The following is a 26838-nucleotide window of genomic DNA, read 5'->3' on the forward strand; positions in this document are numbered from 1 at the left end:
TGATTAAACGGTGAAACTTTCACCACAACCACACTCACCCTTTGCGTTAGGGTTATTGAACTGAAAACCTTCGTTTAGGCCTTCTTTGACAAAATCAAGTTCAATACCTTGCAAATAAATGAAGCTTTTTGCATCGATGATGATATTCACACCTTCGATATTATAAAGTTCATCATCGTCATTGAGATCGTCAACGAACTCAATGACGTATGCCATTCCTGAACAACCTGATGTTCTCAACCCAAGGCGCAAGCCGAGGCCTTTCCCGCGATTAGCAAGAAACGATCTAACTCGATCAGCCGCAGCGGGGGTCATTGAAATTGCCATCTTAACTCCAGGTATTACTTAGCTTGTCTGCTTTTGTACTCTTCAATTGCTGCTTTAATGGCATCTTCAGCCAAAATTGAGCAATGAATTTTAACCGGCGGCAATGCTAACTCTTCGGCGATGTCTGCATTCTTAATCGTCGCTGCTTCATCAACGCTTTTGCCTTTGACCCATTCTGTTACTAATGAGCTAGATGCAATTGCGCTACCGCAACCATAGGTTTTGAATTTTGCATCTTCAATAATGCCGTCAGCATTAATTTTAAGTTGCAATTTCATTACATCACCACAGGCGGGTGCACCAACCATACCAGTTACTACTGATGGATCGTTCTTATCAAATGAACCTACGTTACGTGGGTTTTCATAATGATCGATTACTTTTTCGCTATAAGCCATGATACTGCTCCAAAATCTGTGTCGTTATCAGTTTACGATTTAATGGTATTACACTCATTTAATAAGATTAAATTAGTGATGTGCCCATTGGACTTGCTCTAAATCGATACCATCTTTGAACATCTCCCATAATGGAGACATTTCACGTAACTTATCGATAGATTCAGTTATCGTTTTGATAGCGTGGTCAATTTCTTCATCAGTCGTAAAGCGACCAATAGAGAAACGAATCGAGCTATGTGCCATTTCATCATTTAAACCCAAAGCACGTAATACGTAGCTTGGCTCTAAACTTGCTGAAGTACAGGCTGAACCTGAAGAAACCGCTAAGTCTTTCAAGGCCATCATTAACGACTCGCCTTCAACAAAGTTGAAGCTCACGTTAAAAATACCACTATAGCGTTGTTCCATATCACCGTTGATATAGGTTTCTTCAATGTGTTTAATACCGTTCCACAACTTATCGCGTAGATGAGTAATACGTGCGCTATCAGCTGCCATGTCCTGTTTTGCAACAACGGCAGCCTCACCTAAACCAACGATTTGATGTGTTGCTAGTGTGCCACTACGCATACCGCGTTCGTGTCCACCACCGTGCATTTGCGATTCAAGACGAATACGTGGCTTACGGCGAACATATAATGCGCCGATACCTTTTGGTCCATACATTTTATGGCCAGAAATCGAAATCAAATCAACTTTGGTGGTTTGAACGTCAATTGGTATTTTGCCAGCACTTTGTGCCGCATCCATGTGGAAAAAGATGCCTTTTGAACGACATAATTCACCAATTGCGTTGATATCATGGATAACACCAATCTCGTTGTTAACGTGCATAATGCTGACTAAAATAGTGTCATCACGCATCGCCGCTTCTAAGCGTTCCATTGGGATAATGCCGTTAGCATCGGGAACAAGATAAGTGACTTCATAACCTTCACGTTCTAACTGACGGCACGTGTCTAACGTTGCTTTATGTTCAGTTTTACTGGTGATGATGTGCTTGCCCTTTTTATGATAAAAATGGGCAATACCTTTAATCGCAAGGTTACTTGACTCTGTCGCACCTGATGTGAAAACAATTTCACGGTGATCAGCATTAATTAAATCGGCAACTTGATTACGGGCGACATCAACCGCCTCTTCTGCTTGCCAACCATAACGATGTGAACGCGATGCTGGATTACCAAACACACCGTCCATTGTCATGTGTTGCATCATTTTTTCTGCGACACGCGGATCTACAGGGGTTGTTGCGGCATAATCTAAATAGATAGGAAGCTTCATAACACACTCCGTACTTAGCAGTCTCAGATGAGGCTACATACAACGTACAAATAATAATTATATATCAATCAACATAGCTGAGTTACAAACTCACTCTATGTTCCTTTTGTATTTCATCTTGCTTTAACGAGATAAATCTTACATCTCGCTTTTGCATTAAACCTGCAAGAGAAATACTGTTTAAAAAATCTGAAATTTGTTTACTTAAGTCACCCCATAAAGAATGGGTTAGGCAACGAGTACCGCTTTGGCAGTTACCTTTTCCTTGACAACGAGTGGCATCTACAGATTCGTCAACAGCATGCACGACCATGCCAACTGAGATATCGACGGCTTCTAAACCTAATCGATAACCACCACCGGGTCCGCGGACACTCGACACTAGACCATGTTTACGTAACTTAGCGAAGAGTTGTTCAAGATAAGACAAAGAGATACCTTGTCTTTCAGAAATATCGGCTAAAGGTACAGGACCAGTAGCAGAGTGAATCGCAACATCCAGCATAGCTGTCACTGCATAGCGACCTTTTGATGTAAGTTTCATAACTTGTACTGCTCCCAAAAAGTATGCAGTAATTTCAACATACCCGAGTAATTTAGTCAAGTATTAATCCTACTAAAACACTCGGGTATTATGGCATTGCTTATAACCAAAAGGTCCATGTTTTCGCAGGGCGTATTTAACCTTTTTATCTTGTAAGATTCAATGCCGACAAGGAAATTAATCGCATTATCGGCCATTTCTTTGACTTGAATCTACAATGACTTACGGATTATTAAATACTCGGGTCGAACTTATCAATGTCATGTTTACGATTAGTGGCCGCTTCTCGAGAAGCTTCATCGAATGCATCAACGGTTAACTCTGGCAACTTTTTAGTACAGACTTCACCGCCCATTTGTTGAATGGCATTACACAGTTCTTGTACTTTAGAGTCCATCAAATGCATATGGTCAAGCATTTGCCCAATCGCATTAGCGACCGGATCTGGATTGTCTGGTGACACAGCGTACGCATCAAAACCGTACTTTTTGGCCATTTCGGTGCGACGTTCAGTTTTTTCTTTTGACTGGTTGGTCGGCGAAGCCACTACACGTCCAGGAATACCTACGACGGTATGATCGCTTGCGACATCTTTAACAACCACAGAATTAGAGCCAACACGTGCACCATCATGCATAGTGATAGGTCCAAGTACTTTGGCCCCTGCACCAATAACCACATTATTACCTAATGTAGGATGACGTTTGCCTGGCTGCCAGGTGGTCCCACCCAAAGTAACGCTATGATAAAGTGTGCAATCATCACCGATTTCAGCGGTTTCACCAATAACGACACCCATACCATGGTCAATAAAAAAACGTCGACCAATCGTCGCGCCAGGATGAATTTCAACACCCGTTAACCAACGCGAAAATGTTGATAAACAACGCGCAGTAAAGCGCCAGTTGGCAAGCCAGAGTTTATGACTAATACGATGGATCCAAATCGCGTGCATACCGGGATAATTAAATATTATCTCTAAGGTACTGTTTGCGGCTGGATCTCGATGATATATCGATTCAATGTCTTCTTTTAGTCTATCGATGACGCCCATGGTATGTTCCTTTACTGCTTAATCTTGTTTATCCATTTTCTTATCAATGGAAGTCAAAATACCACGAAGAATATTCATCTCAGGTGCTTCAATACGTGCACGAGTGTATAAACGACGAAGTTTAGTCATCACTTGTCCAGGATGATTCTTAATCACAAACCCTGTTTTAGACAACGTCGACTCTAAATGGACGAAGAAACGTTCTAGCTCAGAGGTTAATGGATATTCATCCGTTACAGTGGGTGTTTCTGTTTGCGCTAGATGGGCAACTCGAGTTTCATAACAAATAATTTGTACTGCTTGAGCCAAGTTTAGCGAGCTATATTCTGGGTTTGCCGGAATAGCTACATGGTAAGTACATTTTTGTAACTCTTCATTACTTAAGCCATGATTCTCACGACCAAAAACAATAGCAACTGGGCCATTTAAGCTTTCTTTAGTGAGTTTCAAACCCGCTTCACGAGGATCAAGCATCGGCCAATCAAGAGTACGGCTGCGTGCACTCGTGGCAATGACTAGACTACAATCGGCTATGGCTTCTTCTAACGAATCAACTCGCGTAAGGTTTTTCAGAATGTCTGACGCACCAGCAGCTAGTGCTATCGATTGCCCATCAGGCTCTGTTCTTGGCTCTGCAAGATATAAATTTGATAAGCCCATGGTTTTCATCGCTCTAGCAGTAGAGCCAATATTACCAGGGTGTGAGGTACCAACTAAAACAACACGAATATTACTGAGCATGTAGCACTTTCTTTTAGCTAAAAATATTATCCGTATATTATCACAATCGTTAAAAATTACGTTATATGAAAATCTGCATTTGATATAACTGTCAAATTAAGTATAATGCGGGCGCTATTTTACTCGTTCTTTAACATCCAGGGGATTGCAATGCATCCGATGCTGACTATTGCCACGCGCGCTGCTCGCGCCGCGGGCCAAACTATTATGCGCGCCTATACTGAACTTGACCGTGTTGAGGTAAGCAGTAAAGGTATTAATGATTTTGTGACTAGTGTAGACAAGGAAGTAGAAGCAACTATTACATATCAAATTCGTAAATCTTATCCAGACCACACCATTATTGGTGAAGAAAACGGTGAAAACCGTGGTACTGATAAAGACTACATTTGGATTGTTGATCCTTTGGATGGCACTAACAACTTCGTTCGTGGTATTCCTCACTTCGCGGTATCTATCGCATTACAATATAAAGGCAAAATTGAAGTTGCCGTTATTTACGATCCTGTCCGTGAAGAATTATTTTCAGCAATTCGCGGCAAAGGCGCTAAGCTCAATGATTTCCGTTTACGTGTAACCAACGTAAATGATTTGAGCAGCACCATGATTGGCACCGGTTTCCCATTCAAAGCACGTCAACACACTGAAAGCTATATGGCTATTTTGGGTGAAGTATTCCCATTATGTGCTGATATCCGTCGTGGTGGTTCTGCTGCATTAGATTTAGCTTACGTCGCTGCAGGCCGTTTAGATGGTTTCTTTGAAATTGGTCTTAAGCCGTGGGACATTGCTGCGGGCGACTTAATTTGTCGTGAAGCTGGCGGTACTGTTACTGACTTTATGGGCGGACACAACTATATGGTTTCAGGAAACATTGTGGCTGGTAGTCCAAAAGTGACCACGCAATTAGTTAAAACTATGCGTCCTCTACTAAATGAAGGTTTAAAACGTTAATCGTTTACCTTTATTTAGACAAACCGCTAGAGCATCGCTTTAGCGGTTTTTTTATGTCTATTGAATGGCATGACTCTAGCCTCATGAAGGATTAATCTGAGCCTAGTAAAGATAAAACGCTAACTAATGACTCATAACGGCGTAAATCATACTATATCGATATTGAGTGGAGAGTATATTAACCACTTATTCTGCAAACCACAGTTTATCTCAAAAAATCGACCCAGATCACTGGGAAATTATGCGGAAGTCGTCAATAATAGTGTTTTGATTTTATTAATGAAGATGACTATGCCATTACTGCGAAAAGTAGGACTAAAATCCTTAAAAAATATCGAACATTTAGTATTATTAATTATCGCACTGGCAACGGTATTTGCTATTGGTGAAGAAATTCTCCACATGATTGCCATTCGAACCGTCGAGCTGGCCGATTTACTATTACTGTTTATTTATCTTGAAGTTTTAGCGATGGTCGTTAATTATATTGAGTCCGGTAAATTACCTATTCGTATGCCGCTTTATATTGCAATTGTTGCATTGGCTCGATACTTGATTTTAGACATGAAAGGCATGGAAGATTGGCGTATTTTAGCCATTTCACTGTCGACAATTTTACTGGCTGGCACGGTAATTGTGATCCGTTGGGGTCAGTTGAAAATGCCTTACCCTAAAAACCAAGACTACGATAATTAATCGCCTTAACTGCCACTCAACATACCGAGTATCGATGACTCAGCATTATAATGATAATTTTGTCTTGCTTAACAAAGCAGTTATGCTAAAAATTACTAACAGCATAGAAAGGTAAATTTATAAGTCGATGTAAAACGTTAACACTCAGCACTGAATGTTAACGACAACAATAATGAGCTAAACAATAGAATGTTGTAAGGCTAGCGGTAATTAGGCATCTATAGTCTTGATGTTGAATTATCGCCAAACAACAGTTCAAGATGCCGATAGACGGATCATTTCAAGGAGAAACAGGATGGGCCAAGAGCCAACAGGATTCGAAGAGAAACGCGGTTCGTTACGTGTAGATATGGAAGCTGAGCGGATCCGCCTAGATTGGATTAATGCTCATGGTGAATCATGTGTCGACCATGGTATCTGCATCGATCTTGCTCGCAAAGGGGTATTATTTGACTTTAAAACCTCTTTTAAAGTGGGTGATTTGATAGCCTTAACGTTCAATGAAAACACCGATAAACAAAATACCATTAAAGGCCAAGTTTGCCGTTGCACCGAATGCTCACCTCATAGTTACCATATTGCTTTACAGCTAATTTAATTGATTATTTTCATGCAGTCCTTTATGGCTGCTCTATACTCAAGATAAAATACTAATCGATATTTTCGGTGCTACAAAGCGCCTAGCATCAAGGATCACAACATGATATTGCTGGTTGGTGGAGAAAAAGGTGGCAGTGGCAAAAGCTGTTTAGCACAAAATATTGCTGTACATATTAGCCAAAAACACGATGCGAATGTACTTATGGTTGACTGCGATCCGCAACGAACTACATCCGACTGGATCCAAGCTCGTAATAATGACCCCAGCCTAAAAGCCATCAATTGTATTCAGCTTTATGGAAAAATCCGTAATGATCTACTGAGTCTTAATGATCGGTTTGACTATGTCATTGTTGATTGTGGTGGCCAGGATAATCTAGCAATGCGAGCTGCCATGTCTGTCGCAACCTATGTTGTTATCCCACTTCGTCCTAAGCGACGCGATCTTAAAACCTTACCTCATATGGAAGACATGCTCAGTACTTGTAAAATGGTCAATCCTAAAATGATTGCCGCCATTGTGATAACACAATGCCCTGCACTGCCATCTCAAGGTAAACGGATTTTAGAAGCTAAGGAAGTGGTTGAGTCTTTTGGTTTACGCGCACTGAATTCAGTGACGTTTAGTCGTAACATCTATGATGACAGCGAAGAAAGCGGCTCTTCAGTGCTTGAAATCGATCCTAGCGGTAAAGCGGCAGATGAAATTAGAGCCATTGCCGATGAGCTTTTTGCCATTCCACCAGAAAATAGTTATGAGTTTAACTGATCTTAAGCGCAAGAAACCCAAAGATACCCGAGTAAAGGTATCTGTAGACGACTTTATCGAAGATGCTAATAATTATGCGTTAGGTCTTGGGGCATCGCATGGTCAACCCGATATCACTTCAACAACTCAAGAGTTCTTAAAAGGGCTCGATAAAAAAAGCACTAAAATTTATCGTCATGCCACTTTCACACTGACCGAAAAAAGCATTTCACAATTGGATGAGATAGCCAAAACCAGCAAAGTTGCCAAATCCAAAATTCTCAGAATACTCATTGATGAGTTTTATCAGCAAAGTAGTGTGAAACAATCTGATTTATTGCGTAAAACATCACGTTAACAGCAACAGTTTTTGGTTAATATCTTCAGAATATACTGGCATAGATGCGGTCCTGTGATGCACCAAATACCCAAGTTATAGCGTATTACCGATTGTGAGCAATGATATGTTGAGACAACTCATCATGGTCGACTCATTAGTCGTGACAAAACGTGATAGTTCAGCGATGCATCGAAATACAATATCCCGGTTCTAAAACAACCTTAGTTGATAACCTATTATTACTGTTGATAGCTTTTTAACAATAGACTGAAATTGAAATAGTATGGTTTTATATTACACTCACATTTTGAAAACCAGATGCTGAGAACTAGACTTGACTAACCTGTTAATACACGCTCACAAGAGTCAATAATATGTCCACCACAATTTGACTGCGTTTAATTAATCCAAAGAGAATATATGTCGTTAATAATACTGCTAACACAGCAAATGTGTGTTTACTTAGTTATCGTTTACTTAGTCAGTAAAACGCCATTGTTTAAACTTTTCGCAGAAACATCAAAAAGATTACCGCACAAAATTTTTATCTATCTGGTGTTCTCCAGCTTTTGCATTATGGCGACTTACTTTGGTGAGCAAACATCTGGAGCCATCGCCAATACTCGTGCTATGGGCGCTGTGTTGGGCGGATTATTAGGTGGACCAGTCACTGGTCTACTGGTTGGGTTAACAGGTGGATTACACCGTTATTCAATGGGTGGATTCACTGATATTGCTTGCGCCATATCCACCACCTTAGAAGGCTTATCCGCGGGTATGATCAGTTATTACTTCAAAAAAGCCGGTAAATCAGAAATGGTTTATCAGCCAATTGTGGTATTTGGTGTGACGTTTATGGCTGAAATAATGCAGATGTCGATAATTGTATTAATCGCAAAACCCTTTGACCAAGCCTGGGAATTAGTCAAACTCATCGCCCCGCCAATGCTACTGATTAACTCATTAGGCGCGGCGATGTTTATGAGTATTGTTCGCGACCAAAAGGCCATGTTTGATAAACTTTCTTCCAGCTTTTCGACTAAAGCACTCAAAATAGCTGAGCGCAGTGTCGGCTTACTGTCTAAAGGGTTTGATTTAGAGTCGAGCCAAAAAGTCGCCCAGATAGTAATAGAAGAAACCCAAGTCGGCGCAGTCGCCATTACCGACACCACTAAATTACTGGCATTTATTGGGCTTGGTGCCGATCACCATATACCTAATACGCCTATTTCCTCAAAAATCACTCTCGAAGCCATCGCACAAAATAGTGTGATGTTTGCTGATGGTGTCGATACCACTTATTCCTGTTCTATATCGCCCAATTGCAGTTTAGGCTCAAGCCTAGTTATTCCGCTGCGCAGTAACGACGAAGTCATTGGCACCATTAAATTATACGAGCCTAAAAACAAATTGTTTTTAAACATTAATCGTACTTTAGGCGAAGGCATTGCCAGGTTACTGTCTAACCAAATTCTTTATGGCCGCTTTGAACAACAGCAAAACTTATTGATGCAAGCAGAGATAAAACTACTACAAGCTCAAGTTAATCCACACTTTTTATTTAATGCACTCAATACAATCAGTGCAATTATTAAGCGTGACCCGCAAATGTCTAAACAATTATTACAGCAGTTATCGCAATTTTTACGCATCAACTTAACCCGAACGACTGGACTTGTGACAATGGCTGATGAACTTGAGCACATAGACGCTTACCTAGCCATTGAACGCGCCCGTTTTATCGACAAACTGCAAGTCAACATAGATATTGCTATGATTTATCATCACCAAAAAATGCCTGCATTTACCTTACAGCCTTTGATTGAAAATGCAGTTAAACACGGTACGTCGCGGATGCTTGATGCTGGTGTTATTGATGTTAAAGCCACATTAGACGGCGATGACTTATTGCTCAACGTGACCGATAATGCCGGTTTATATCAACCCTCTAAAAACACAGATGGTTTAGGCATGAACTTAGTCCACAAACGAATTCAAAATTTATTTGGCAGCCAATACGGTATTGAAGTTGAGTGTGAACCCGATGTATTCACCCGCGTTAGTGTGCGTTTACCGTTAAAGGAAATTGACCAATGATCTCGTGCTTAATCATTGATGATGAACCCTTCGCCCGCCAAGAAGTGGCAGATTTACTCGACAAACATCCTGATATCAAAGTCCTTGGACAGTGTAGTAATGCCATTGAAGCACTACAACAAATTAACCTGTTAAAGCCCGATCTGATTTTTGTTGATATTCAAATGCCACGGATAAATGGCATGGAGTTAATCGCCATGCTTAATCCTGAAAAAATGCCACGAGCAGTATTTATTACCGCATTTGATGAATATGCGATCAAAGCATTTGATAACAATGCATTCGACTACTTACTTAAACCCATCGATGAAAAGCGCTTTAACCAAACCTTAGACAAAGTACGCACCAACATGACACCGCAACCAATGACGCAGATACTGCCAACTCAATTAGCGCACTTACCCTGCTACAGTGGCAATAAACTCAAAGTTGTCGCTACCGCTGATGTAGAGTTTATTGTCAGTGATGTAGGCGGTATTCATGTGTGCTCCAATAAAGGTTTCAGTCACACCCAATTAACCCTTAAGGTATTAGAGCAAAAAACCGCGCTATTTCGTTGCCATAAACAATACTTACTGGCCACAAGTGCTATTTCAGAAATTGAAATCACCGACACGGGCGCAGAAGTCACCACCCATAGCGGAGCAAAAGTGCCGGTGTCACGTCGTTATCTTAAAGAGTTAAAGCAGTTGCTTGGATTTCAGTAACATTGTTTACGCCACATTAAGCGTGATATGCACCACACTTACCAAACAACTAAAACCGCTCAGGATGACTATTTACCGCTTACTCAGCCTTTTTAACCTGTCACTCAGTTAGTCCCAAATACCCTATTTTGATGTTTTAAAATGATGTCACTATAAAAATGGGGAGATAACAAAATGACGTGGTTTTTACTTTGTGTAGGCCTGCTAATTGGCGGCTATTTTATTTATGGGGCTTTTGTCGAAAAAGTGTTCGGCATTAACACCCAAAGACAAACGCCTGCTTTCACTCAGACAGACGGTGTCGACTTCGTACCGATGTCTAAAGGGAAAGTATATTTAATTCAGCTGTTAAACATTGCTGGTGTCGGTCCAATTTTTGGTCCGATCCTTGGTGCCCTTTATGGCCCGGCGGCGATGCTATGGATAGTATTTGGTTGTATTTTTGCCGGTGCAGTGCACGATTACTTTTCGGGGATGTTATCGGTACGCAATAATGGTCAATCAGTTCCTAACTTGGCTGGTAAATACTTAGGTAACAACGCCAAACACTTTATGAACTTGTTTGCCATTATCTTATTGTTACTAGTTGGCGTAGTGTTTATCTCTGCTCCTGCAGGATTACTAAGCAAACTTACCGGACTGGATGTCACTCTCTTTGTTGGTATCATTTTTGTTTATTATTTAATTGCTACCATCGTGCCTATCGACAAGATTATTGGTCGCTTATACCCCTTCTTTGGCGCATTACTGGTCTTTATGTCACTCGGACTGATTATAGCGTTAGCATTATCAACCGAACATACCATGTTACCTGGTTTTGAAATGGGTGACTTCTTTACCAACTTAAACCCTAAAGACATGCCATTATGGCCAGCCTTATTCATCACAATTGCATGTGGTGCAGTATCGGGTTTCCATGCAACACAATCACCTTTAATGGCGCGCTGCGTTGAAAATGAATCAAACGGTCGCTTTGTGTTTTTTGGCGCCATGATTGGTGAAGGTGTTATTGCATTAATTTGGTGTGCAATTGCATTATCATTCTTTGGTGGTGTAGAAGGATTGAATGCCGGAATGGCAGGCAACCCAGCAAACGTTGTATACGAAGCATCTAATGGGTTATTAGGAACATTTGGTGGTTTCTTGGCTATCTTAGGTGTCATTGTATTGCCTATCACCTCTGGCGATACCGCATTTCGCTCAGCACGGTTAATTTTGGCAGAGTTCTTTAACATCAAGCAAATAGAGTTACCGAAGCGTTTAATGCTCGCGTTACCATTATTTGTCGTCGGCGCCGTGTTAACCCAAGTAGACTTTGGCATTATCTGGCGCTACTTTGGTGTCGCAAACCAAACTACTGCTGTATTAATGTTATGGACCGCTTCAGCTTACTTGCTGCGCTACAATAAATTCCATTGGATTTGTACTGTACCGGCTATGTTCATGACCTGTGTTGTGATTAGCTTTATGTTGAACTCATCAACATTAGGTGCAGGTCTACCGATGACGGTGTCAACCATTGCAGGTTTAGTCACTACCGCAATCATTGCGACAATGATTATTATTAAAACCAAAGGCAAAGGGGATATTGACACTGACGAAGATGACAAAGTTGAACTAGTCAACGAGCTATAGAGGTTAATATCATCAATAAACGGCAGCTTCGGCTGCCGTTCTTGTGTTGATATCACTTTGGCAACAATGTGGGTATAATATTGCCAAACTTAATTAGCTCGCACGGCTCATGACACAAGCAAACAATCCGCTTCACGGCATAAAACTAGAAACTATCGTGACTTCACTCGTTGAAAAGTACGGCTGGGAAGAGCTCGCATCTAGGATAAACATTCAGTGTTTCAAAGATAACCCGAGTGTAAAATCAACCTTGAAGTTTTTACGTAAAACGCCTTGGGCTCGTGACAAAGTTGAATACTTATATCGTAAAGCAAACAAGCTGCCATTACCGCCGCCTAAAGAAGATAGCCGTGGATCATTTTCTGCTAAATCTCGGCCAGCCAAAGCCAAAGTGAATGCGGCTAAACCTGCAGCAAATAAAGTCGTTTCTGCTAAAGCTAGCTCAGAGACTGCATCGACAGAACCTGTGAATGCCAATATTTGGGGAACTAGCTCAAATTAATGTATTCACCTATTCACATTGGTAGGGCTTATAGCGGAAATTCAAAAATTAAGCGCCACACTTTAAGCCCACCACCGACTTGATAACTTAATCCAAAATGTTCAATTTCGACACTGTCTAAGCCTATCGCACTCAAGTTGATAGGTTTAGAGAATGCTAGCGTTGCGCCTATTTCATAGGTGTATGAGGTTAGAACATCTTTCCCAACTGGGGTAACAAATTTTAGTTTATCGAAATACCAGTGTCCGGCAATAAACAATCTCGGTTCAACCCGGACATCTTGCCACTGCCAATCATAATTAACCCCAAAATCTACACCTGTTTTAAAAACCGAATAGCCTTCTGTGCTGTCGTTTTGATTACTTTGGTAACCTGCATAATAAATCCGATTTACCCAAATAGGGGTAAACAAAGGCGCATCAAGTTTATAGAGTGCAGAAACGCCAGTGGAAAAAATACCCACATGACTGTAAGTTGAAAAATTATGTCCATAGCCTAAATCAACATAGCTCTCAAGCGTTAACTTGTCGTCCACCAGCCAGTGATATTCAAGCCCAGGGGTTAGAGTAATTGTGCCGACATTGTTAGGAATGCTGCCTTGAGGTAGGTCATTAAAGGAGTAATCAAAAAAACCAAATGATGCAGTAAAGCGTAACTTCAATAAATAGTCATCTGTTGAGTCAAGCACAAATCCCATAGGAATATTGGCGACAGCAGCGCTTTGGCCAGAAGTTCGATACACACCGCTGCCTAGGTAATTGGCAAATGCATAATGAGACGCGTCAGGTTCAGTGATCAGCTCTGGTGGTGTAGTCGGCGTTAATTCAGTAGCATGACTCATACTGCTACAAACAATAAGCAATATCATCAAAGATAAGCGGAAGGTTACATCTATAAAACGCAGGTAATCAAACAATGATGATTCAATAAGCGGTAAGTTCTGCCTTTGTTTCATCATCATTTAGACTATTATTGTTGCAGACTATTCATCGTGGAAATGGTATTCCGACATCATATGGCCCAACTCTGTTGATTTGGTCTTTAAGTATGATTCGTTATAGCGATTCTTTCCCACTTGTAACGGAATACGTTCTGCGACTTCGATACCCATATTTTGCATCGCCATCACTTTACGCGGGTTATTGGTCATCAACTTTACTTTAGTCACGCCAATTTGCGTTAACATCGGCAAAACCATGTCGTATTTACGCATATCAGCTTCAAAGCCTAAACGCTCATTCGCTTCAACCGTATTGGCACCAGCATCTTGCAGCTCGTAAGCTCTTATTTTATTAAGCAACCCAATACCACGGCCTTCCTGGCGCAAGTACAGAAGAAACCCCTGCCCTTGTTCAGCAATACTCTGCATTGCTGCTTGTAATTGAAAACCACAATCACAACGTAAACTAAATAATGCATCACCGGTCAAACATTCAGAATGAATACGACCTAACATGGGCTCTGTGGGATCCAGTTGACCAAATGTCAAAGCAACGTGTTCTTTACCTGTCGCGGTTTCTTCAAAACCGTGCATAGCAAAAACACCCCAAGGAGTGGGTAACTTAGATGTTGCGATATACTTTACCGACATGAATTAACCTTACGACAACTAACTGTAAAAGAAAATATTAGAACTTAGCAGGCGCAAAACCCGTCACATCTTTTATGCCCATTTCACGGCCTAATGCCGTTAAAGGATGCACAACGACTAAACCTTTAACCGACTTGTTTAACTTACCCATATCGGCTTGTTCGGCTTTAGTCAGCACGCGCTTAAATCCTAACGCTTTCAACGCCACACCTTCTTTGCTAAACTCGCGAGTTTGCTGGCCTTTAATGCTGGCGATTCGCTTAGTCACTGTCGCCACTTCTTTCTTAAACTGCAGGACAATCGTGGCATCGCCACGTGCTTCAGCCGCAGCTAACTTGCGACGAAACTTGTCTAATTTATCATTCAATGTCTGCAGTTCTAGCTTTAAATTCATTTGATTACCTTAAGTGCTTTGGCGTGTTAGTGAATCGTTTACGCTTATACGTTTATCACAACACCGTTTCGGAGGCAGATTATATACCCAAAACCACCTAAGATGCGAATAGCAAACGCTTCATATATGAATGTACAGGCAAAGTTTTTCACCCTGTACAAACAATCTGGATATTATCGCATTACAATTAATCATCAGCGTGAGACGCGGTGCACTTATTGGATAACAAATACTAATGTGTGCTTAAGCCACTTAATACCTAAGCTTTACCATGATTTATGCCCTTTATTGGCAAGTTAACCATGCTCATTCCTCACTCAAATTGTGCAATTGATCAGCAATCAAATCACCAAAACCCATTCTTTGCCACATTTATCACAACACACCATTGCAATACTTATGATAATCATTATCATTCGCAACATTGTTAATAAAGAGCCTAACCCGTTATGACGCCATTACGTTTATCGCTACTCGCCCTTGCTTGTCAAAGTGTGCTGTTTCCCGTTTATGCTCACGCACAAACGCCTACTTCCCAATCTGAGGTTACAACACAACCTGCAGATGATACGACCAATGCATCATCCTCTACCAATTATGAACGAATAACAGTTTATGGCAGACAAAACCAAGTAGTGATGAACTCCGGCTTAGCAACCAAATCTGATATGTCGCTGATGGAAACGCCTGCCGCGGTGGTGATTGTTGATGAAGCATTAATTGATGCCCAAGGCATCACCAACATGCAAGATTTGGTTCGTAACATCAGCGGCGTAACTCAAGCGGGTAATAATTATGGTATTGGCGACAATTTGGTCGTGCGCGGATTAGGCGCCAACTACACTTACGATGGTATGTATGGCGGTGCTGGATTAGGTAACACCTTTAATCCAACTCGTTCACTAACCAACGTGAGTTCCGTTGAAGTACTCAAGGGCCCTGCTACTGGTCTGTATGGTATGGGCAGCGCGGGTGGCGTGATTAACCTTATTGAGAAAAAACCTCAATTTGACAGTAAACAGTTGTTTGAAGCTGAAGTGGGTCAATGGGATAGTTATTCTCTCATGGCTGATTCTACGGGCGGAATAACTGACGATTTAGCCTATCGCCTCGTGGCAAAAACGGCTCGTAGTACAGGTTATCGAGATCTTGGTACCGACCGCGATGAAATATATGGCTCGCTTAAATATGTATTGAATGAAAACCAAAATATTATGCTATCAACAGCATATATTAGCGATGCGATCCCCGTCGATTCAATCGGCCATCCTATCCGCATTTATAACGCAGCTTCAGTCGAGGGGAAAACCGCTGGTGAAGTCAGCTGGCAAGACTTAGTCAACGACCCTACCAGTAATGGTTTACAACTAACAGACGATCAGCGCCAACAATTAACCGACTCGTTAAGCGCAAATGATGGCCTAACACCGTATGAGTTTGGTCATAACGGTCTTATTTCACCAATGGCGAAAGACAATGAAGGCGAAGAGTTGCGCTTTAAACTAAGTCATAATGTGTACTTAACCGATGACTTATTTTTAAACCAACAACTGCAATACCGTAATTACGAAACCAGCTTTGCTCGTCAAACAGGGGCTTATAATTATGTTTATTGGCAACGTAGTGGCGTAATTAACGCTGACCCACGTGCGCCCTTGGTTGAAGATGGCACTCTATACCCTTATGCGGCACGCCGTCAGGAATACCGCAAAGTCTCGGCAGAAGAAAAGTCATGGCAGTATTTTGCCGACTTACGTTATGACTTCGACATTGGCAATATCAGTAACGAATTATTAGTTAATGCTAACTTTGAAGATCGCGATATTCGCTTTAAACAGTATTCAATTTACGACGCAGATTACACCTTGAAAGATGCCGATGGTAATTTGTCATATCAAGGTTCGCTACCGTATATTTATGATATCCGTAACCCCAATTGGGGCGAAGGTGAATTTGAAGACTACGATCCATTATTAACCAGTAACTACAATAAATCTGTCACAGCTTGGGGCTTGGGCTTACAACATGTGGGTTATTTAGGTGGCGGATTTACTAGCCGTATTGGTGTCGCATTCAATGAAATTAAACAAAGTTATGAACACTTGGGTGTCGATGCTCGTTATAGTAGTAGCTTAGCTGACCCTCAACCAGAAGCGGATACCACAGATAACGGTGTAACCTACAATTTAGGCCTAACTTATATGCCTACTGACGATATCTCTATTTTCGTTAATCATTCTAAAGGCCGTACAGCATACAGTGTGTTAGGCGATGTAAAAGGCAATGAAGCAGACCGTGAAGATTCTCAATCTATCAGTAATGATTTAGGTATTCGTGCCAAAGCATTTGATGATCAATTGCTTGCATCTTTGGTCTTTTTCAAAACATCACGTACTAATGTGGCTTATAGCAATCCAGAATACGAAAGCAGCGAAGCAACACCTGATATCTTCCCGTATTTTTACGACGGCAGCGAAGATACTAAAGGGGTGGAGCTAGATCTGAATGCATATTTAAGTGACCAATGGAAAGTCAACGTTAACGCGGTTTACCAAGATGCTAGAGACAATCAAAATCCAAATAGCAGTGATTATGGCCAACGCCAAAAAGGTGTACCTTACGTCACAGCGGGCGCTTGGGTAACTTATGCCGCAGAATTTGCCTTACCAGCACCGGTATCAATCAGTCTTGGGGCTAAATATGTCGATGAACGCAGCACACACTCTAGTTCTTTTGGTATTCCAGATGGTTATGTGCCAAGTTATACGGTAATCGATTCAGCGATTAGTTATGACGTTGAACGTTATAAAATTCAATTGAACATTAATAACTTATTTAATGAAACATATTACGATAAAGCCATGTTCTTAGGCGGATTACCCGGCGAAGAGCGTAATGCGAAGTTAACCCTAACTTATCGTATTTAAAAACATATCAATCTGGATTTTGTTTGCTCGAAATCTAGATCTCAATTTAGCGTTAAATCTAGCGCTAAATTGAGTAACGAGATGATGAAAGCACTGCCTGTGGCAGTGCTTTTTTTATCCCTTTCTAATAAGGACAATTGACTATCTAGGCTACTTGTAGGATAAACAACACATTAATTCAGCGGCTTACCTTAGGATATTATTTCATGGCTAATACCATTTTCACACCATACACCTTGAGCAATGGTGCCATCATCCCCAATAGATTGGTTAAAGCCGCAATGGAAGAAAACCTTGCTAACACCTTACAACAACCTGATGACGCATTGTTCAACTTGTATGAAGCATGGGCAAAAGGCGGCGTAGGATTAATGATCACCGGTAACGTGATGATTGATCCCTTAGCCATGACCGGCCCTGGCGGAGTAGTATTAGATCCCAACAGCGCACTTGAGCCGTTCATCCAATGGGCCAAAACAGCTAAGCAAAATAACGCCAGAATATGGATGCAAATCAATCATCCAGGCCGTCAGGTGTTTAAAGCGATGGGCGGTAAAAATCTAGCCCCTTCTGCCATCGCACTCGATTTAGGCAAACACTCATCCATGTTCTCTCAACCAAAAGCGATGACAACAGCAGACATTGAAGAGGTTATCCAACGGTTTGTTACCACGGCACAATTGGCTCAACGAGCTGGGTTTGATGGAGTGCAAATTCATGCTGCACACGGATATTTGCTGGCTCAATTTTTATCGCCGTTAACCAATCAACGTAATGATCAATGGGGCGGAAAGCTTGAAAATCGTGCCAAGTTATTACTCGAAGTGGTTAAGCAAGTAAGACTTAAATGTGGTGCCGATTTCGATGTAGCAGTAAAACTCAACTCTGCTGATTTCCAACGCGGTGGCTTTGATGTCGACGACGCCGAAAAGGTCATTAATATGTTGGCACAGTATCACGTTGAAATGGTGGAATTATCAGGTGGCAGCTACGAGGCACCAGCCATGCAAGGTCGCAGTGCTGATGAGCGAACGTTAGCTCGAGAGGCTTATTTTTTAAGTTTAACAGCGCAATTGGTCCAGCGTAGCCCTATTCCATTAATGTTAACCGGAGGTATTCATCGCCTACCTGTGGCTCAACAAGTTATTGATGCTGGTTTTGCATTGTGTGGTATCGCTAGCGCCCTCGCCTTCTATCCTGACTTAGCCAATAGATGGCAAATTCAGCCAGAGTTTGTCCCGTCAATTCCAACAGTCAATTGGCAGAGTAAACCTTTGGCTGGACTGGCGATGATGGCCGTCATTAAACGCCAACTTCGTCGTGTAAGCCAAGGTAAGTCGCCACACACTAATGATTCACCATTGTGGAGTTTATTAATCGATCAATATAAAACCAAACAACGCACTAAACGTTATCGCCATATTGTGGGTCTTTCTAATCATTAACGAGTTAACGATTAGCGGGTTAAACATTTATTTGCTAACGATTAACGTGCTAACGATTAGCGCGCTGACAGTTAAAGTGCTGACATTAAGCGACTCGTCTTAACGCCTTCATATAAAACGCTAGCGCATAAAACGATGGATCTGTTGATTGCTACTGCCGCGCCATAATAGCGCGGGATCGGCTTTATCTTGCTCATACTTACCGTCAATCAACACATCCACAAAGTTCACCACAGCTTGTTGCTGCGGTGTAAGTTCAGCCAGTTGATAACCGGTCCACAGCCAAATATCTTTATCGGGACATTCCAGCTTTACCCGCGTAACCAATTTTAAGACACCTTCAAGATTGGCGGAATGCAGCGGATCGCCACCACTTAACGACAAGCCTCGACGGTAAATACGAGTATCGGTTAAATCATCAATAATCTGATCTTCTAGTGTTTGGCTAAAAACATGGCCAGCATCTACACGCCAAGTACTTTGGTTATAGCAACCTTTACAACCATGCTCGCAACCGCTAACAAATAACGTACAGCGGGTGCCTTCGCCGTTGATCACATCAACGCTATGATATGCACTGTAATGCATTATAAATGCTTCACTCTACGCTTAACTTCTTCTTGCTTACCGAAGTTAAATGGTCGTGCATCTGGGCTACCTAAATAACCACACACACGACGAGTAACAGACACTCGGCTTGGCTCATGATTACCACATTTAGGGCACACAAAGCCCTTACTAGTACAATTAAATTCACCAATAAAACCGCAATCGTAACACTCATCAATGGGAGTATTGGTGCCGTAATATGGCACTCGGCTATAACTGTAATCCCAAACGTTTTCGAGCGCTTCAATATTGTGCTGCATGTTGGGATATTCGCCGTAACAAATAAACCCACCATTAGCGATCGCTGGATAAGGTTGTTCAAAATCAATCTTATCAAAAGGATTTACTTTCTTTTCGACATCTAAGTGAAAACTATTGGTGTAATAGCCTTTGTCGGTCACACCTGCCACTACGCCAAACTGGGTAGTATCAAGCTGACAAAAACGGCTGCATAAATTTTCACTTGGGGTACTGTATAAACTAAAGCCATAACCTGTTTGTTGTTTCCAAGACTCAGTGGCTTGCTTTAAATGACTAATAATGGCGACAGCTTTATCACGTAATTGTGTGTTATCAAACACATGTTCAGCATTGCTGTATAAAGCATTAATAGTTTCGTGAAGACCAATAAACCCTAACGAAATTGATGCCCGGCCATTTTTGAAGATTTCGCTCACATCATCATCGGCATTTAAGCGCACGCCACAGGCGCCTTCCATATAAAGGATTGGTGCCACTCGTGCTTTAACGCCAGCTAAACGGGCAATACGCGTTTCTAAGGCTTTGCGGGCAATTAACAAACGCTCATCGAGTATTTGATAAAAACGCTGTTCATCTTTACCTGCTTCCAACGCTATACGCGGTAAATTAAGACTGACAACACCTAGATTATTGCGGCCTTCATGGACCAATTGACCATTTTCTTCATAGGCGCCCAAAAATGAGCGACATCCCATTGGGGTTTTAAACGAACCAGTGACTTTTACGACTTGATCATAATTAAGAATATCAGGGTACATGCGCATACTTGAACACGTTAAGGCCATCTTTTTAATGTCGTAATTAACATCAGTCGCTTTATGATTCACGCCATCTTTAATGGCAAACACCAATTTTGGAAAGACTGCTGTTTTACGATTTTTACCTAAACCCGCCATACGTACAGTTAACATCGATTGCTGAATTAAACGCGACTCCCACGACACGCCTAAACCAAAACCAAATGTGACAAATGGCGTTTGGCCGTTGGCGGTATGCAGGGTATTCACTTCATATTCAAGTGACTGGAATGCGTCATGACACTCTTTTTCGGTTTGTGTCATCGCATAACCTTCTACGTCAGCCACTTGCCATTTTTTTGCGACGCTAAGGTGCTTTTGATAACTGATTTGCACAAACTCAGCTAACACTTCGTCGATACGGTTAATCGTGGTACCACCATAAATGTGGCTCGCGACCTGGGCAATAATTTGCGCCGTAACTGCGGTAGCAGTTGAGATAGACTTAGGCGGTTCAATTTCAGCATTACCCATTTTAAAACCATGCGTTAACATGCCGGCTAAATCAATTAGCATGCAGTTAAACATCGGGAAAAAAGGCGCATAATCTAAGTCGTGATAGTGAATTTCGCCTTTTTCATGGGCGGCTACCACATCTTTTGGCAGTAAATGCGTTTTGGCATAATGCTTGGCCACAATGCCCGCTAATAAATCTCGTTGGGTCGGGATGACTTTGGCATCTTTATTGGCATTTTCGTTTAAAATGGCACTATCAGATTGCTCAACCAAACCGCGAATAGCACAATTTAATTTACTCTGGGTTTCACGGTGTTTATCTCTATCGTGACGGTACTCAATGTAATGACGCGCCACCGACTTAAACGGGCCCGACATTAATAAATTTTCAACTGCATCTTGTAGTTCGTGAATATCAACTTCGGTCTTCACAGCCATTTGCTGCTCTACCGTCTGCGCTAACTGCTGTGCATATTGATGGTCGGCTATACCTGCAGACTCCATTGCTGCCACAACAGCCTCTTTGATTCGACATCCATCAAAAGCAGTTCGGCATCCATCCCTTTTCACTACTACAAGCATACAACCATCCTTTACAAGCACTATATATAGCGCTTTAATACACGCACAACACAAGATAGAGTGTATTAGACACATTTACGCGGAGTAATACCTTGATCCAGATCATAATTGTCGGCAGTACTTAATATTGAAAAAACACTTGCTATCAACGATAGATATTGTAGGAATAGCAACTAATTTTGACAGGCTAATACAAGGGGATAAAATCGACATAATTTAGCGATTTGGGATGCTTTGCTGAATCGATAATCTGATGTGCAAACGCCATAAGGGTTGTATTTGACAACTTAAAATGGTGCTGAATGACGGTATTAAGTCATTGATCGAACCTTAAATGGCTAGATCAACAACATAAATAACGTACCCACTGTATCTAATGACTCGGTAGTTATCGTTAGATAATTGCGGGTAGACCATTGCGGATAGATCATTGCGGGCAAGTCACTACTAGATAACTACTAGATAATGACTAAATAACCATGAGTTAACTATGAGATAACTATGAGAGAGTGAATAATCTTATCAACTACATCAGACTGCGCAGGTTAGACAATGCCCTAGTTGAATAACAAACGCGGATTTAATGACAAATACCGATAAAATAGCAAATATTCACACAGCGGCAATCAACGGGTGTATTTATCATAAACACACCACTATATTCGATACTGCTTCAACATTTCTTTAAGGTCGCTTCGATTAAATGTTTAATATCACTTACAGCCTGCTCACCTGCTTTAATCGCTTCTTTAGCGCGATGAAACTCCATGGTGCCAATATCACCCACATCAGGTACGATGCAAATATCAGGTGGCTCGCCCATTAGGCGTGAACGTTTATGGCGTTGTTCTAAAATATCCATCGATTGTGACATCACCGCCAGCATACCCGGATGGGATTTTGAGCTTCCTAAAGAGAATTTATCGGTTAAGCCATTCATATAATCTTTGCCTTTACCCCATAGGTCCATAAAGCCAGATTCAAGCTCGCGCTTTTCATCAATAGGTTCAGACTTAGTGGCTTTGCGGCTTTTTACTTGCTCTGGGATTAAGTGCATTTGGCCACGACGATGGCCATTTAAATCCACCGCAATAACCACATCAACGCCCATAGAGCGAGCTAATGATACCGGCACAGGATTCACTACCGCACCGTCCACAACCCAGCGATGCCCTTGCTGTACTGGGGGTAAAAAGCCCGGCATTGAACATGAAGCCCTAACCGCATGGCGTAAGTCACCTTCTTTAAACCAAATCTCTTGCCCAGAATATAAATCGGTAGCCACTGCAGCAAAGGGACGATTCAGCTGTTCAATGTTAAGGTCGCCAATACGATTAGCCAATACATCAAATACTTTTTCACCACTGATAAGTCCGCCTTTTCGCCAGCCTAAATCCATTAACCCGAGTACATCCCAACTTGAAAATCCACTCACCCAGGTTTCAAGTTCACCCAAATGATTATTGGCATAGGCAGCACCCACTAATGCCCCTACCGAACAACCTGCCACTTTGTCAGGATAAATATCTAACTTGGCTAAACCATTCAATACCCCAATATGTGCCCAACCTTTAGCGGCTCCACTGCCTAGCGCTAATCCCACGGTGAGCTTTGTCATCTTTCGTTCCTTCCATGCTCGGTATTCAATTTTACGATACGCCCGCCTGAATCGTCCCATAGCGACGTCGAACTCAGGCAATAATATAAAGCTAAAAAATAGCATAACTAAAGCGACTCTTGTTGGCTATAGCAAGGTGAAACAGCTATAATCGTCGGCTATCATTTTTTAGGGGATTTACCTTTGCAATTTACCGATTTTTCGTTGGACAAGCGCCTGCTTGACAGTCTAAAGCACCTTGGCATTTCTACGCCTACCGATGTTCAAGCGCAAGCACTTCCCATTGCCTTATCAGGTAAAGATTTAATGGCATCGTCTAAAACCGGCTCAGGTAAAACCTTAGCGTTTTTATTGCCCGCAATGCAACGCGTGATATCCACTAGAGCATTGTCGAAAAAAGATCCTCGGGTACTTATCTTGTTACCGACTCGTGAATTAGCCCAGCAAGTTTATGGCCAATTACGTTTATTAGTCGCCAATACCCAATATAAAGCCATTAGCGTACTCGGCGGTGAGAACTTTAACGACCAAGCCAAAGCATTGGCCAGAGATCCACATTTCATTGTTGCCACACCGGGACGTATTGCGGATCACTTACAACAGCGCCACTTATATTTAAATGGCTTAGAATTACTGGTTCTTGACGAAGCTGACCGTATGCTCGATTTAGGTTTTGCGCCACAGCTAAAAGCCATTAATGATGCCGCTGATCATAAGCGTCGCCAAACGTTAATGTTTTCAGCTACGTTAGATCATGAAAGCATCGGTGACATTGCAACAACATTGCTCAAAACACCAAGCCATGTCTCTATCGGTGAGTCTTACACTGAACATAAAGATATTGAGCAACGAATTATTTTGGTTGACCATTTAGACCATAAACAAGCCTTGCTACAGCACATCTTAAGCCAAGAGCAACACAAGCAAGTGATTGTATTTACCGCTACGCGTTCAGATACCGACCGTTTAGCCACGCTATTGGCTGCGCAAGGTTTTGCCACCTCAGCACTCAGTGGTGATTTAAAGCAATCGGCTCGTAACCAAATTATGGATCAATTTGCTCGTGGCCAATCAAAAATATTAGTGACAACCGATGTGGCATCACGCGGCCTTGATTTAATCAACGTATCATTAGTGATTAACTTTGATATGCCAAAGTTTGCAGAAGAGTACGTCCACCGTATTGGTCGTACTGGCCGTGCAGGCGCTAAAGGTGATGCGGTTTCATTTGTAGGTCCTAAAGATTGGGACAGCTTTAAAAAAGTACAATTGTTTTTACGTAAAAATTTCGACCTCACGGTGATTGAAGGCTTAAAGGCCAAATTTAGCGGTCTAAAAGATAAGCCTCAGGCAGGCAAAGCTGGTACCAGTGCAAAAGCAGCTGTGATCAGCAATAGAGTTAGCGCACCTAAAAAACCTAAAGCGGCACCAAAGAGTGATAAACGCTTTATCACTGGCGTCGATGTCGGTGATGCGCCAGTTCGCCGTAAAGTTAAGCCTATTGTCATTATCGAAGACGACGGCACAGCAGAAGACTAAATAGCCCATAAATCGCAGGTAATCTGCAAGTAGATGACCAACAAACTGCGATGACAGAATAATGAATGTAGGGCAGTACACTGCCCTGCAACAAATGAACGATAACGAGCATGCCAACGGCACACTCGTATGAATAAACCAGTAAGGATTAACATGAAAATTTGTGGTGTGGAATTAAAAGGCGGCGAAGCCATTATCTGTTTACTGACCTATGAAGGCGAAACCTATAACGTGCCAGCATGTCGTAAAGTTTCATTCAGTATTTCACAATCAGCTAGCACGGACTCAATTCGTGAGTTTGATTTTGCGTTTAAAAAACTAATGAGCGACTACAAAGTCGATGAAATAGCTATTATTGAACGTGAACAAAAAGGCAAGTTTGCCGGCAGTGCCACCAGCTTCAAACTTGAAGCGGTACTTCAATTAATGGACCTTCCAGTTTCGCTTATTTCTCCATTGATTATTAAAGAGCAATTAAAGCGTAACCCGCCACAAGTTGACTTTGAATCATTGGATCTAAAACGCGTGCAGCTTAATGCATTTGATGTTGCTTATGTTCAGCATAACCGACTCATCTTCGGTAAAGTGTAACCCACCGCTTTCACCGTTCTATATTGGCGTTATCGATACCGACTCAGATAACGGTAACGCCAAAAAATCAGTTGAACTACAACCATGTCAGATACTAAAACTAAAACACCTAAAGCCCCACCTAAAATGCCAGTCAAGTCGGCAAGCCAATCATTAAAGCCAAAAACAGATCTCAGCCTATTAGTCACCAGCGCAGACATTAAAAAGCAGCAAAGTGAACAAAGTGCATTGCGTTATTTGAATGGTTATCGTCCTGACGTGGTCGAGAAAATTCGCCAACTCGTTGACGCTAACGCCTTAGCTGCCCACTTTTTAACACGCTACCCAAAAATACACGACGTTCGCACAGACAAAGCCTTATACGATATGGCGCTGACATTAAAAAATACCTATATGCGTCAGTCAGACCCATTAGCCAAAGTCATTTTTGACGAAAAAATCAGCTTAAGCCACCATGCCCTGGGTTTGCATTCTTATGTTAATCGCCGCCAAGGTAATAAAGTGAAAGCCAAAAATGAAATTAGAATTGCAGCACACTTAAAACACGTTCCGTTTGAGCTATTACAAATGGTAGTGGTGCACGAATTGGCCCATCTGCGGGAAAAGGAACACAACAAAGCTTTTTATCAACTATGCAGCTTTATGTTAGCGGATTACCACCAATTAGAATTTGATATGCGAGTATGGTTAGTAGCTGAAGAAGTCGGACAATCGCCCTATGCGAAGTAATCGATAAGTTTAAACCCGCCAAGGTGGATTTAAACGGTTATCACCCGCCCCATAAAGTTTGAACTTATTGCTGCTGGGATCGAATAACACCGCTTCACGCCAAAAATAAGTTTCATCTGTCGGCATTTGGCTAAACTCAACGCCTTTGGCTATTAGAGCATTCAGCCAGTTATCTAACTCTGGGTGCTCAAAGTAAATCAACGCACCATAAGTCATAGGCTCAGACGCTAAAGACAGTGAAAAAGAGCTCTTACCCATTGGGCATTCGAAACGAGCGTAGTGCGACGTATCCACTATTAAGATAAAGCCTAAAAGTTGATAAAATCTAACTACCTTATTCATATTCGACACAGGTAATGCCACTTGATTGAGATTCTTATAATCCTCTTGTATCAGATCAAAATTTTTGATCATAAAATATCTTGTTGAACTACCAGCAAACTTAATGATAATAAGCTGTGTCCTCTAAACGAACAATAGTTTGTCTAGGCATCGCCATCTTCAAGTATCATTTTCAAAGGGCAAATAAATCGTAGTTTAGCAGTTAATGTTTAGCCAATAAAAATAGATATCCGTATAATTGAGCCATATACATTGGTAATCTCCCCATTTTTAGCTGAGATCAAAAGTAGAGACTTAGGCCACTAGTGCCAGTTTTTGCTTTGGTGG

Annotated in this window: 27 protein-coding genes; 14 read left to right on the forward strand and 13 right to left on the reverse strand. The window is 41.7% G+C overall.

Going from position 1 to position 26838, the window contains the following annotated elements:
• Positions 1 to 3: 3 nt before the first annotated feature.
• The 6 genes from iscA to trmJ all read right to left on the reverse strand — a co-directional run bounded on the left by iscA (position 4) and on the right by trmJ (position 4351).
• Complete coding sequence (iscA, locus tag AAEY98_RS19210; RefSeq protein ID WP_011637876.1) at positions 4 to 327, reverse strand: iron-sulfur cluster assembly protein IscA; 324 nt, start codon at positions 325 to 327, stop codon at positions 4 to 6.
• 14 nt (positions 328 to 341) lie between these two features.
• Positions 342 to 725, reverse strand: coding sequence for a Fe-S cluster assembly scaffold IscU (iscU, locus tag AAEY98_RS19215; RefSeq protein ID WP_011637877.1), 384 nt, complete (start codon positions 723 to 725; stop codon positions 342 to 344).
• Positions 726 to 797: 72 nt separating this feature from the next.
• Positions 798 to 2012 (reverse strand): IscS subfamily cysteine desulfurase, encoded by a 1215-nt coding sequence (locus AAEY98_RS19220; protein ID WP_101088128.1) that lies wholly within the window; start codon positions 2010 to 2012, stop codon positions 798 to 800.
• 82 nt (positions 2013 to 2094) lie between these two features.
• The gene (gene iscR, locus AAEY98_RS19225) at positions 2095 to 2556 is read right to left on the reverse strand and encodes a Fe-S cluster assembly transcriptional regulator IscR (protein WP_101088228.1); all 462 of its coding nucleotides are present in this window, start codon (positions 2554 to 2556) and stop codon (positions 2095 to 2097) included.
• A 232-nt stretch (positions 2557 to 2788) separates the two neighbouring features.
• Positions 2789 to 3610, reverse strand: coding sequence for a serine O-acetyltransferase (gene cysE, locus AAEY98_RS19230; protein ID WP_011637880.1), 822 nt, complete (start codon positions 3608 to 3610; stop codon positions 2789 to 2791).
• Positions 3611 to 3628: 18 nt separating this feature from the next.
• Entirely contained in the window at positions 3629 to 4351 is a 723-nt protein-coding gene (gene trmJ, locus AAEY98_RS19235; protein WP_182744314.1) for a tRNA (cytosine(32)/uridine(32)-2'-O)-methyltransferase TrmJ, read from the reverse strand.
• A 150-nt stretch (positions 4352 to 4501) separates the two neighbouring features.
• Here trmJ and suhB point away from each other — a divergent pair, with 150 nt between their 5' ends.
• The 9 genes from suhB (at position 4502) to AAEY98_RS19280 (ending at position 12630) form a co-directional block, all read left to right on the forward strand.
• Complete coding sequence (gene suhB, locus AAEY98_RS19240) at positions 4502 to 5305, forward strand: inositol-1-monophosphatase (protein ID WP_011637882.1); 804 nt, start codon at positions 4502 to 4504, stop codon at positions 5303 to 5305.
• Positions 5306 to 5596: 291 nt separating this feature from the next.
• On the forward strand, positions 5597 to 6001 hold the full coding sequence (locus AAEY98_RS19245) for a phosphate-starvation-inducible protein PsiE (protein WP_041413049.1): 405 nt from the start codon (positions 5597 to 5599) through the stop codon (positions 5999 to 6001).
• Between the two features lie 295 nt (positions 6002 to 6296).
• On the forward strand, positions 6297 to 6599 hold the full coding sequence (locus tag AAEY98_RS19250) for a PilZ domain-containing protein (protein ID WP_101088124.1): 303 nt from the start codon (positions 6297 to 6299) through the stop codon (positions 6597 to 6599).
• 102 nt (positions 6600 to 6701) lie between these two features.
• Positions 6702 to 7370, forward strand: a complete 669-nt coding sequence (locus AAEY98_RS19255) for an AAA family ATPase (RefSeq protein WP_011637885.1) — start codon at positions 6702 to 6704, stop codon at positions 7368 to 7370.
• A complete protein-coding gene (locus AAEY98_RS19260) occupies positions 7357 to 7707 on the forward strand; it encodes a replication protein RepA (protein WP_101088122.1) in 351 nt (116 codons plus the stop codon). The genes AAEY98_RS19255 and AAEY98_RS19260 overlap by 14 nt, the downstream gene beginning before the upstream one ends.
• 402 nt (positions 7708 to 8109) lie before the next feature.
• Entirely contained in the window at positions 8110 to 9786 is a 1677-nt protein-coding gene (locus AAEY98_RS19265) for a LytS/YhcK type 5TM receptor domain-containing protein (protein ID WP_351010430.1), read from the forward strand.
• Entirely contained in the window at positions 9783 to 10493 is a 711-nt protein-coding gene (gene btsR, locus AAEY98_RS19270) for a two-component system response regulator BtsR (protein ID WP_351010429.1), read from the forward strand. The genes AAEY98_RS19265 and btsR overlap by 4 nt, the downstream gene beginning before the upstream one ends.
• 174 nt (positions 10494 to 10667) lie before the next feature.
• The gene (locus tag AAEY98_RS19275; protein WP_351018920.1) at positions 10668 to 12128 is read left to right on the forward strand and encodes a carbon starvation CstA family protein; all 1461 of its coding nucleotides are present in this window, start codon (positions 10668 to 10670) and stop codon (positions 12126 to 12128) included.
• Between the two features lie 109 nt (positions 12129 to 12237).
• Positions 12238 to 12630 (forward strand): VF530 family protein, encoded by a 393-nt coding sequence (locus AAEY98_RS19280; protein WP_101088114.1) that lies wholly within the window; start codon positions 12238 to 12240, stop codon positions 12628 to 12630.
• A 28-nt stretch (positions 12631 to 12658) separates the two neighbouring features.
• Here AAEY98_RS19280 and AAEY98_RS19285 read toward each other — a convergent pair whose 3' ends face one another.
• From AAEY98_RS19285 to AAEY98_RS19295, 3 genes are read right to left on the reverse strand one after another with little or no spacing between them, the layout of a single operon-like run.
• A complete protein-coding gene (locus AAEY98_RS19285; protein WP_350979278.1) occupies positions 12659 to 13591 on the reverse strand; it encodes a hypothetical protein in 933 nt (310 codons plus the stop codon).
• A gap of 21 nt (positions 13592 to 13612) precedes the next feature.
• On the reverse strand, positions 13613 to 14221 hold the full coding sequence (gene ribA / locus AAEY98_RS19290; RefSeq protein ID WP_101088110.1) for a GTP cyclohydrolase II: 609 nt from the start codon (positions 14219 to 14221) through the stop codon (positions 13613 to 13615).
• Between the two features lie 37 nt (positions 14222 to 14258).
• Positions 14259 to 14615: a YibL family ribosome-associated protein gene (locus AAEY98_RS19295; protein WP_059746680.1), complete on the reverse strand. Its 357-nt coding sequence runs from the start codon at positions 14613 to 14615 to the stop codon at positions 14259 to 14261.
• Between the two features lie 449 nt (positions 14616 to 15064).
• On the opposite strand from AAEY98_RS19295, the gene AAEY98_RS19300 reads away from it, so the two are divergent.
• Positions 15065 to 17542 carry a TonB-dependent receptor gene (locus tag AAEY98_RS19300; protein WP_350979277.1) on the forward strand — a complete coding sequence of 826 codons (2478 nt, stop codon included), beginning with the start codon at positions 15065 to 15067 and terminating at the stop codon, positions 17540 to 17542.
• A gap of 206 nt (positions 17543 to 17748) precedes the next feature.
• Complete coding sequence (locus tag AAEY98_RS19305; RefSeq protein WP_351018923.1) at positions 17749 to 18987, forward strand: NADH:flavin oxidoreductase/NADH oxidase family protein; 1239 nt, start codon at positions 17749 to 17751, stop codon at positions 18985 to 18987.
• 120 nt (positions 18988 to 19107) lie between these two features.
• On the opposite strand, the gene nrdG is transcribed toward AAEY98_RS19305, so the two are convergent.
• The 3 genes from nrdG to rssA all read right to left on the reverse strand — a co-directional run bounded on the left by nrdG (position 19108) and on the right by rssA (position 23310).
• A complete protein-coding gene (gene nrdG / locus AAEY98_RS19310; protein WP_351018926.1) occupies positions 19108 to 19575 on the reverse strand; it encodes an anaerobic ribonucleoside-triphosphate reductase-activating protein in 468 nt (155 codons plus the stop codon).
• Positions 19575 to 21692, reverse strand: a complete 2118-nt coding sequence (nrdD, locus tag AAEY98_RS19315) for an anaerobic ribonucleoside-triphosphate reductase (protein WP_101088102.1) — start codon at positions 21690 to 21692, stop codon at positions 19575 to 19577. The genes nrdG and nrdD overlap by 1 nt, the downstream gene beginning before the upstream one ends.
• A gap of 673 nt (positions 21693 to 22365) precedes the next feature.
• Positions 22366 to 23310, reverse strand: coding sequence for a patatin-like phospholipase RssA (gene rssA / locus AAEY98_RS19320; protein ID WP_101088100.1), 945 nt, complete (start codon positions 23308 to 23310; stop codon positions 22366 to 22368).
• Positions 23311 to 23493: 183 nt separating this feature from the next.
• On the opposite strand from rssA, the gene AAEY98_RS19325 reads away from it, so the two are divergent.
• The 3 genes from AAEY98_RS19325 (at position 23494) to AAEY98_RS19335 (ending at position 26169) form a co-directional block, all read left to right on the forward strand.
• Positions 23494 to 24849 carry a DEAD/DEAH box helicase gene (locus tag AAEY98_RS19325; RefSeq protein WP_101088098.1) on the forward strand — a complete coding sequence of 452 codons (1356 nt, stop codon included), beginning with the start codon at positions 23494 to 23496 and terminating at the stop codon, positions 24847 to 24849.
• A gap of 153 nt (positions 24850 to 25002) precedes the next feature.
• Positions 25003 to 25440: a DUF3010 family protein gene (locus tag AAEY98_RS19330; RefSeq protein ID WP_101088096.1), complete on the forward strand. Its 438-nt coding sequence runs from the start codon at positions 25003 to 25005 to the stop codon at positions 25438 to 25440.
• 126 nt (positions 25441 to 25566) lie between these two features.
• Complete coding sequence (locus tag AAEY98_RS19335; RefSeq protein WP_101088226.1) at positions 25567 to 26169, forward strand: M48 metallopeptidase family protein; 603 nt, start codon at positions 25567 to 25569, stop codon at positions 26167 to 26169.
• Between the two features lie 9 nt (positions 26170 to 26178).
• On the opposite strand, the gene AAEY98_RS19340 is transcribed toward AAEY98_RS19335, so the two are convergent.
• Positions 26179 to 26583 carry a VOC family protein gene (locus AAEY98_RS19340; protein ID WP_351018929.1) on the reverse strand — a complete coding sequence of 135 codons (405 nt, stop codon included), beginning with the start codon at positions 26581 to 26583 and terminating at the stop codon, positions 26179 to 26181.
• Positions 26584 to 26838: the final 255 nt, after the last annotated feature.

The sequence above is a fragment of the Shewanella sp. AC91-MNA-CIBAN-0169 genome, from assembly GCF_040310165.1.
Taxonomy (GTDB): domain Bacteria; phylum Pseudomonadota; class Gammaproteobacteria; order Enterobacterales; family Shewanellaceae; genus Shewanella.

Excerpts from the sequence above, each read along its gene's own strand:
- ribA (WP_101088110.1), bottom strand. The coding sequence starts at position 14,221 with ATGTCGGTAAAGTATATCGCAACATCTAAGTTACCCACTCCTTGGGGT.
- btsR (WP_351010429.1), top strand. The coding sequence starts at position 9,783 with ATGATCTCGTGCTTAATCATTGATGATGAACCCTTCGCCCGCCAAGAA.
- cysE (WP_011637880.1), bottom strand. The coding sequence starts at position 3,610 with ATGGGCGTCATCGATAGACTAAAAGAAGACATTGAATCGATATATCAT.
- AAEY98_RS19285 (WP_350979278.1), bottom strand. The coding sequence starts at position 13,591 with ATGATGATGAAACAAAGGCAGAACTTACCGCTTATTGAATCATCATTG.
- nrdG (WP_351018926.1), bottom strand. The coding sequence starts at position 19,575 with ATGCATTACAGTGCATATCATAGCGTTGATGTGATCAACGGCGAAGGC.
- trmJ (WP_182744314.1), bottom strand. The coding sequence starts at position 4,351 with ATGCTCAGTAATATTCGTGTTGTTTTAGTTGGTACCTCACACCCTGGT.
- AAEY98_RS19255 (WP_011637885.1), top strand. The coding sequence starts at position 6,702 with ATGATATTGCTGGTTGGTGGAGAAAAAGGTGGCAGTGGCAAAAGCTGT.
- AAEY98_RS19275 (WP_351018920.1), top strand. The coding sequence starts at position 10,668 with ATGACGTGGTTTTTACTTTGTGTAGGCCTGCTAATTGGCGGCTATTTT.
- AAEY98_RS19260 (WP_101088122.1), top strand. The coding sequence starts at position 7,357 with ATGAGTTTAACTGATCTTAAGCGCAAGAAACCCAAAGATACCCGAGTA.
- AAEY98_RS19295 (WP_059746680.1), bottom strand. The coding sequence starts at position 14,615 with ATGAATTTAAAGCTAGAACTGCAGACATTGAATGATAAATTAGACAAG.
- rssA (WP_101088100.1), bottom strand. The coding sequence starts at position 23,310 with ATGACAAAGCTCACCGTGGGATTAGCGCTAGGCAGTGGAGCCGCTAAA.
- AAEY98_RS19335 (WP_101088226.1), top strand. The coding sequence starts at position 25,567 with ATGCCAGTCAAGTCGGCAAGCCAATCATTAAAGCCAAAAACAGATCTC.
- AAEY98_RS19250 (WP_101088124.1), top strand. The coding sequence starts at position 6,297 with ATGGGCCAAGAGCCAACAGGATTCGAAGAGAAACGCGGTTCGTTACGT.
- AAEY98_RS19340 (WP_351018929.1), bottom strand. The coding sequence starts at position 26,583 with ATGATCAAAAATTTTGATCTGATACAAGAGGATTATAAGAATCTCAAT.
- AAEY98_RS19245 (WP_041413049.1), top strand. The coding sequence starts at position 5,597 with ATGCCATTACTGCGAAAAGTAGGACTAAAATCCTTAAAAAATATCGAA.
- AAEY98_RS19280 (WP_101088114.1), top strand. The coding sequence starts at position 12,238 with ATGACACAAGCAAACAATCCGCTTCACGGCATAAAACTAGAAACTATC.
- AAEY98_RS19330 (WP_101088096.1), top strand. The coding sequence starts at position 25,003 with ATGAAAATTTGTGGTGTGGAATTAAAAGGCGGCGAAGCCATTATCTGT.
- iscR (WP_101088228.1), bottom strand. The coding sequence starts at position 2,556 with ATGAAACTTACATCAAAAGGTCGCTATGCAGTGACAGCTATGCTGGAT.
- suhB (WP_011637882.1), top strand. The coding sequence starts at position 4,502 with ATGCATCCGATGCTGACTATTGCCACGCGCGCTGCTCGCGCCGCGGGC.
- AAEY98_RS19300 (WP_350979277.1), top strand. The coding sequence starts at position 15,065 with ATGACGCCATTACGTTTATCGCTACTCGCCCTTGCTTGTCAAAGTGTG.
- AAEY98_RS19305 (WP_351018923.1), top strand. The coding sequence starts at position 17,749 with ATGGCTAATACCATTTTCACACCATACACCTTGAGCAATGGTGCCATC.
- AAEY98_RS19265 (WP_351010430.1), top strand. The coding sequence starts at position 8,110 with ATGTCGTTAATAATACTGCTAACACAGCAAATGTGTGTTTACTTAGTT.
- AAEY98_RS19220 (WP_101088128.1), bottom strand. The coding sequence starts at position 2,012 with ATGAAGCTTCCTATCTATTTAGATTATGCCGCAACAACCCCTGTAGAT.
- iscA (WP_011637876.1), bottom strand. The coding sequence starts at position 327 with ATGGCAATTTCAATGACCCCCGCTGCGGCTGATCGAGTTAGATCGTTT.
- iscU (WP_011637877.1), bottom strand. The coding sequence starts at position 725 with ATGGCTTATAGCGAAAAAGTAATCGATCATTATGAAAACCCACGTAAC.
- nrdD (WP_101088102.1), bottom strand. The coding sequence starts at position 21,692 with ATGCTTGTAGTAGTGAAAAGGGATGGATGCCGAACTGCTTTTGATGGA.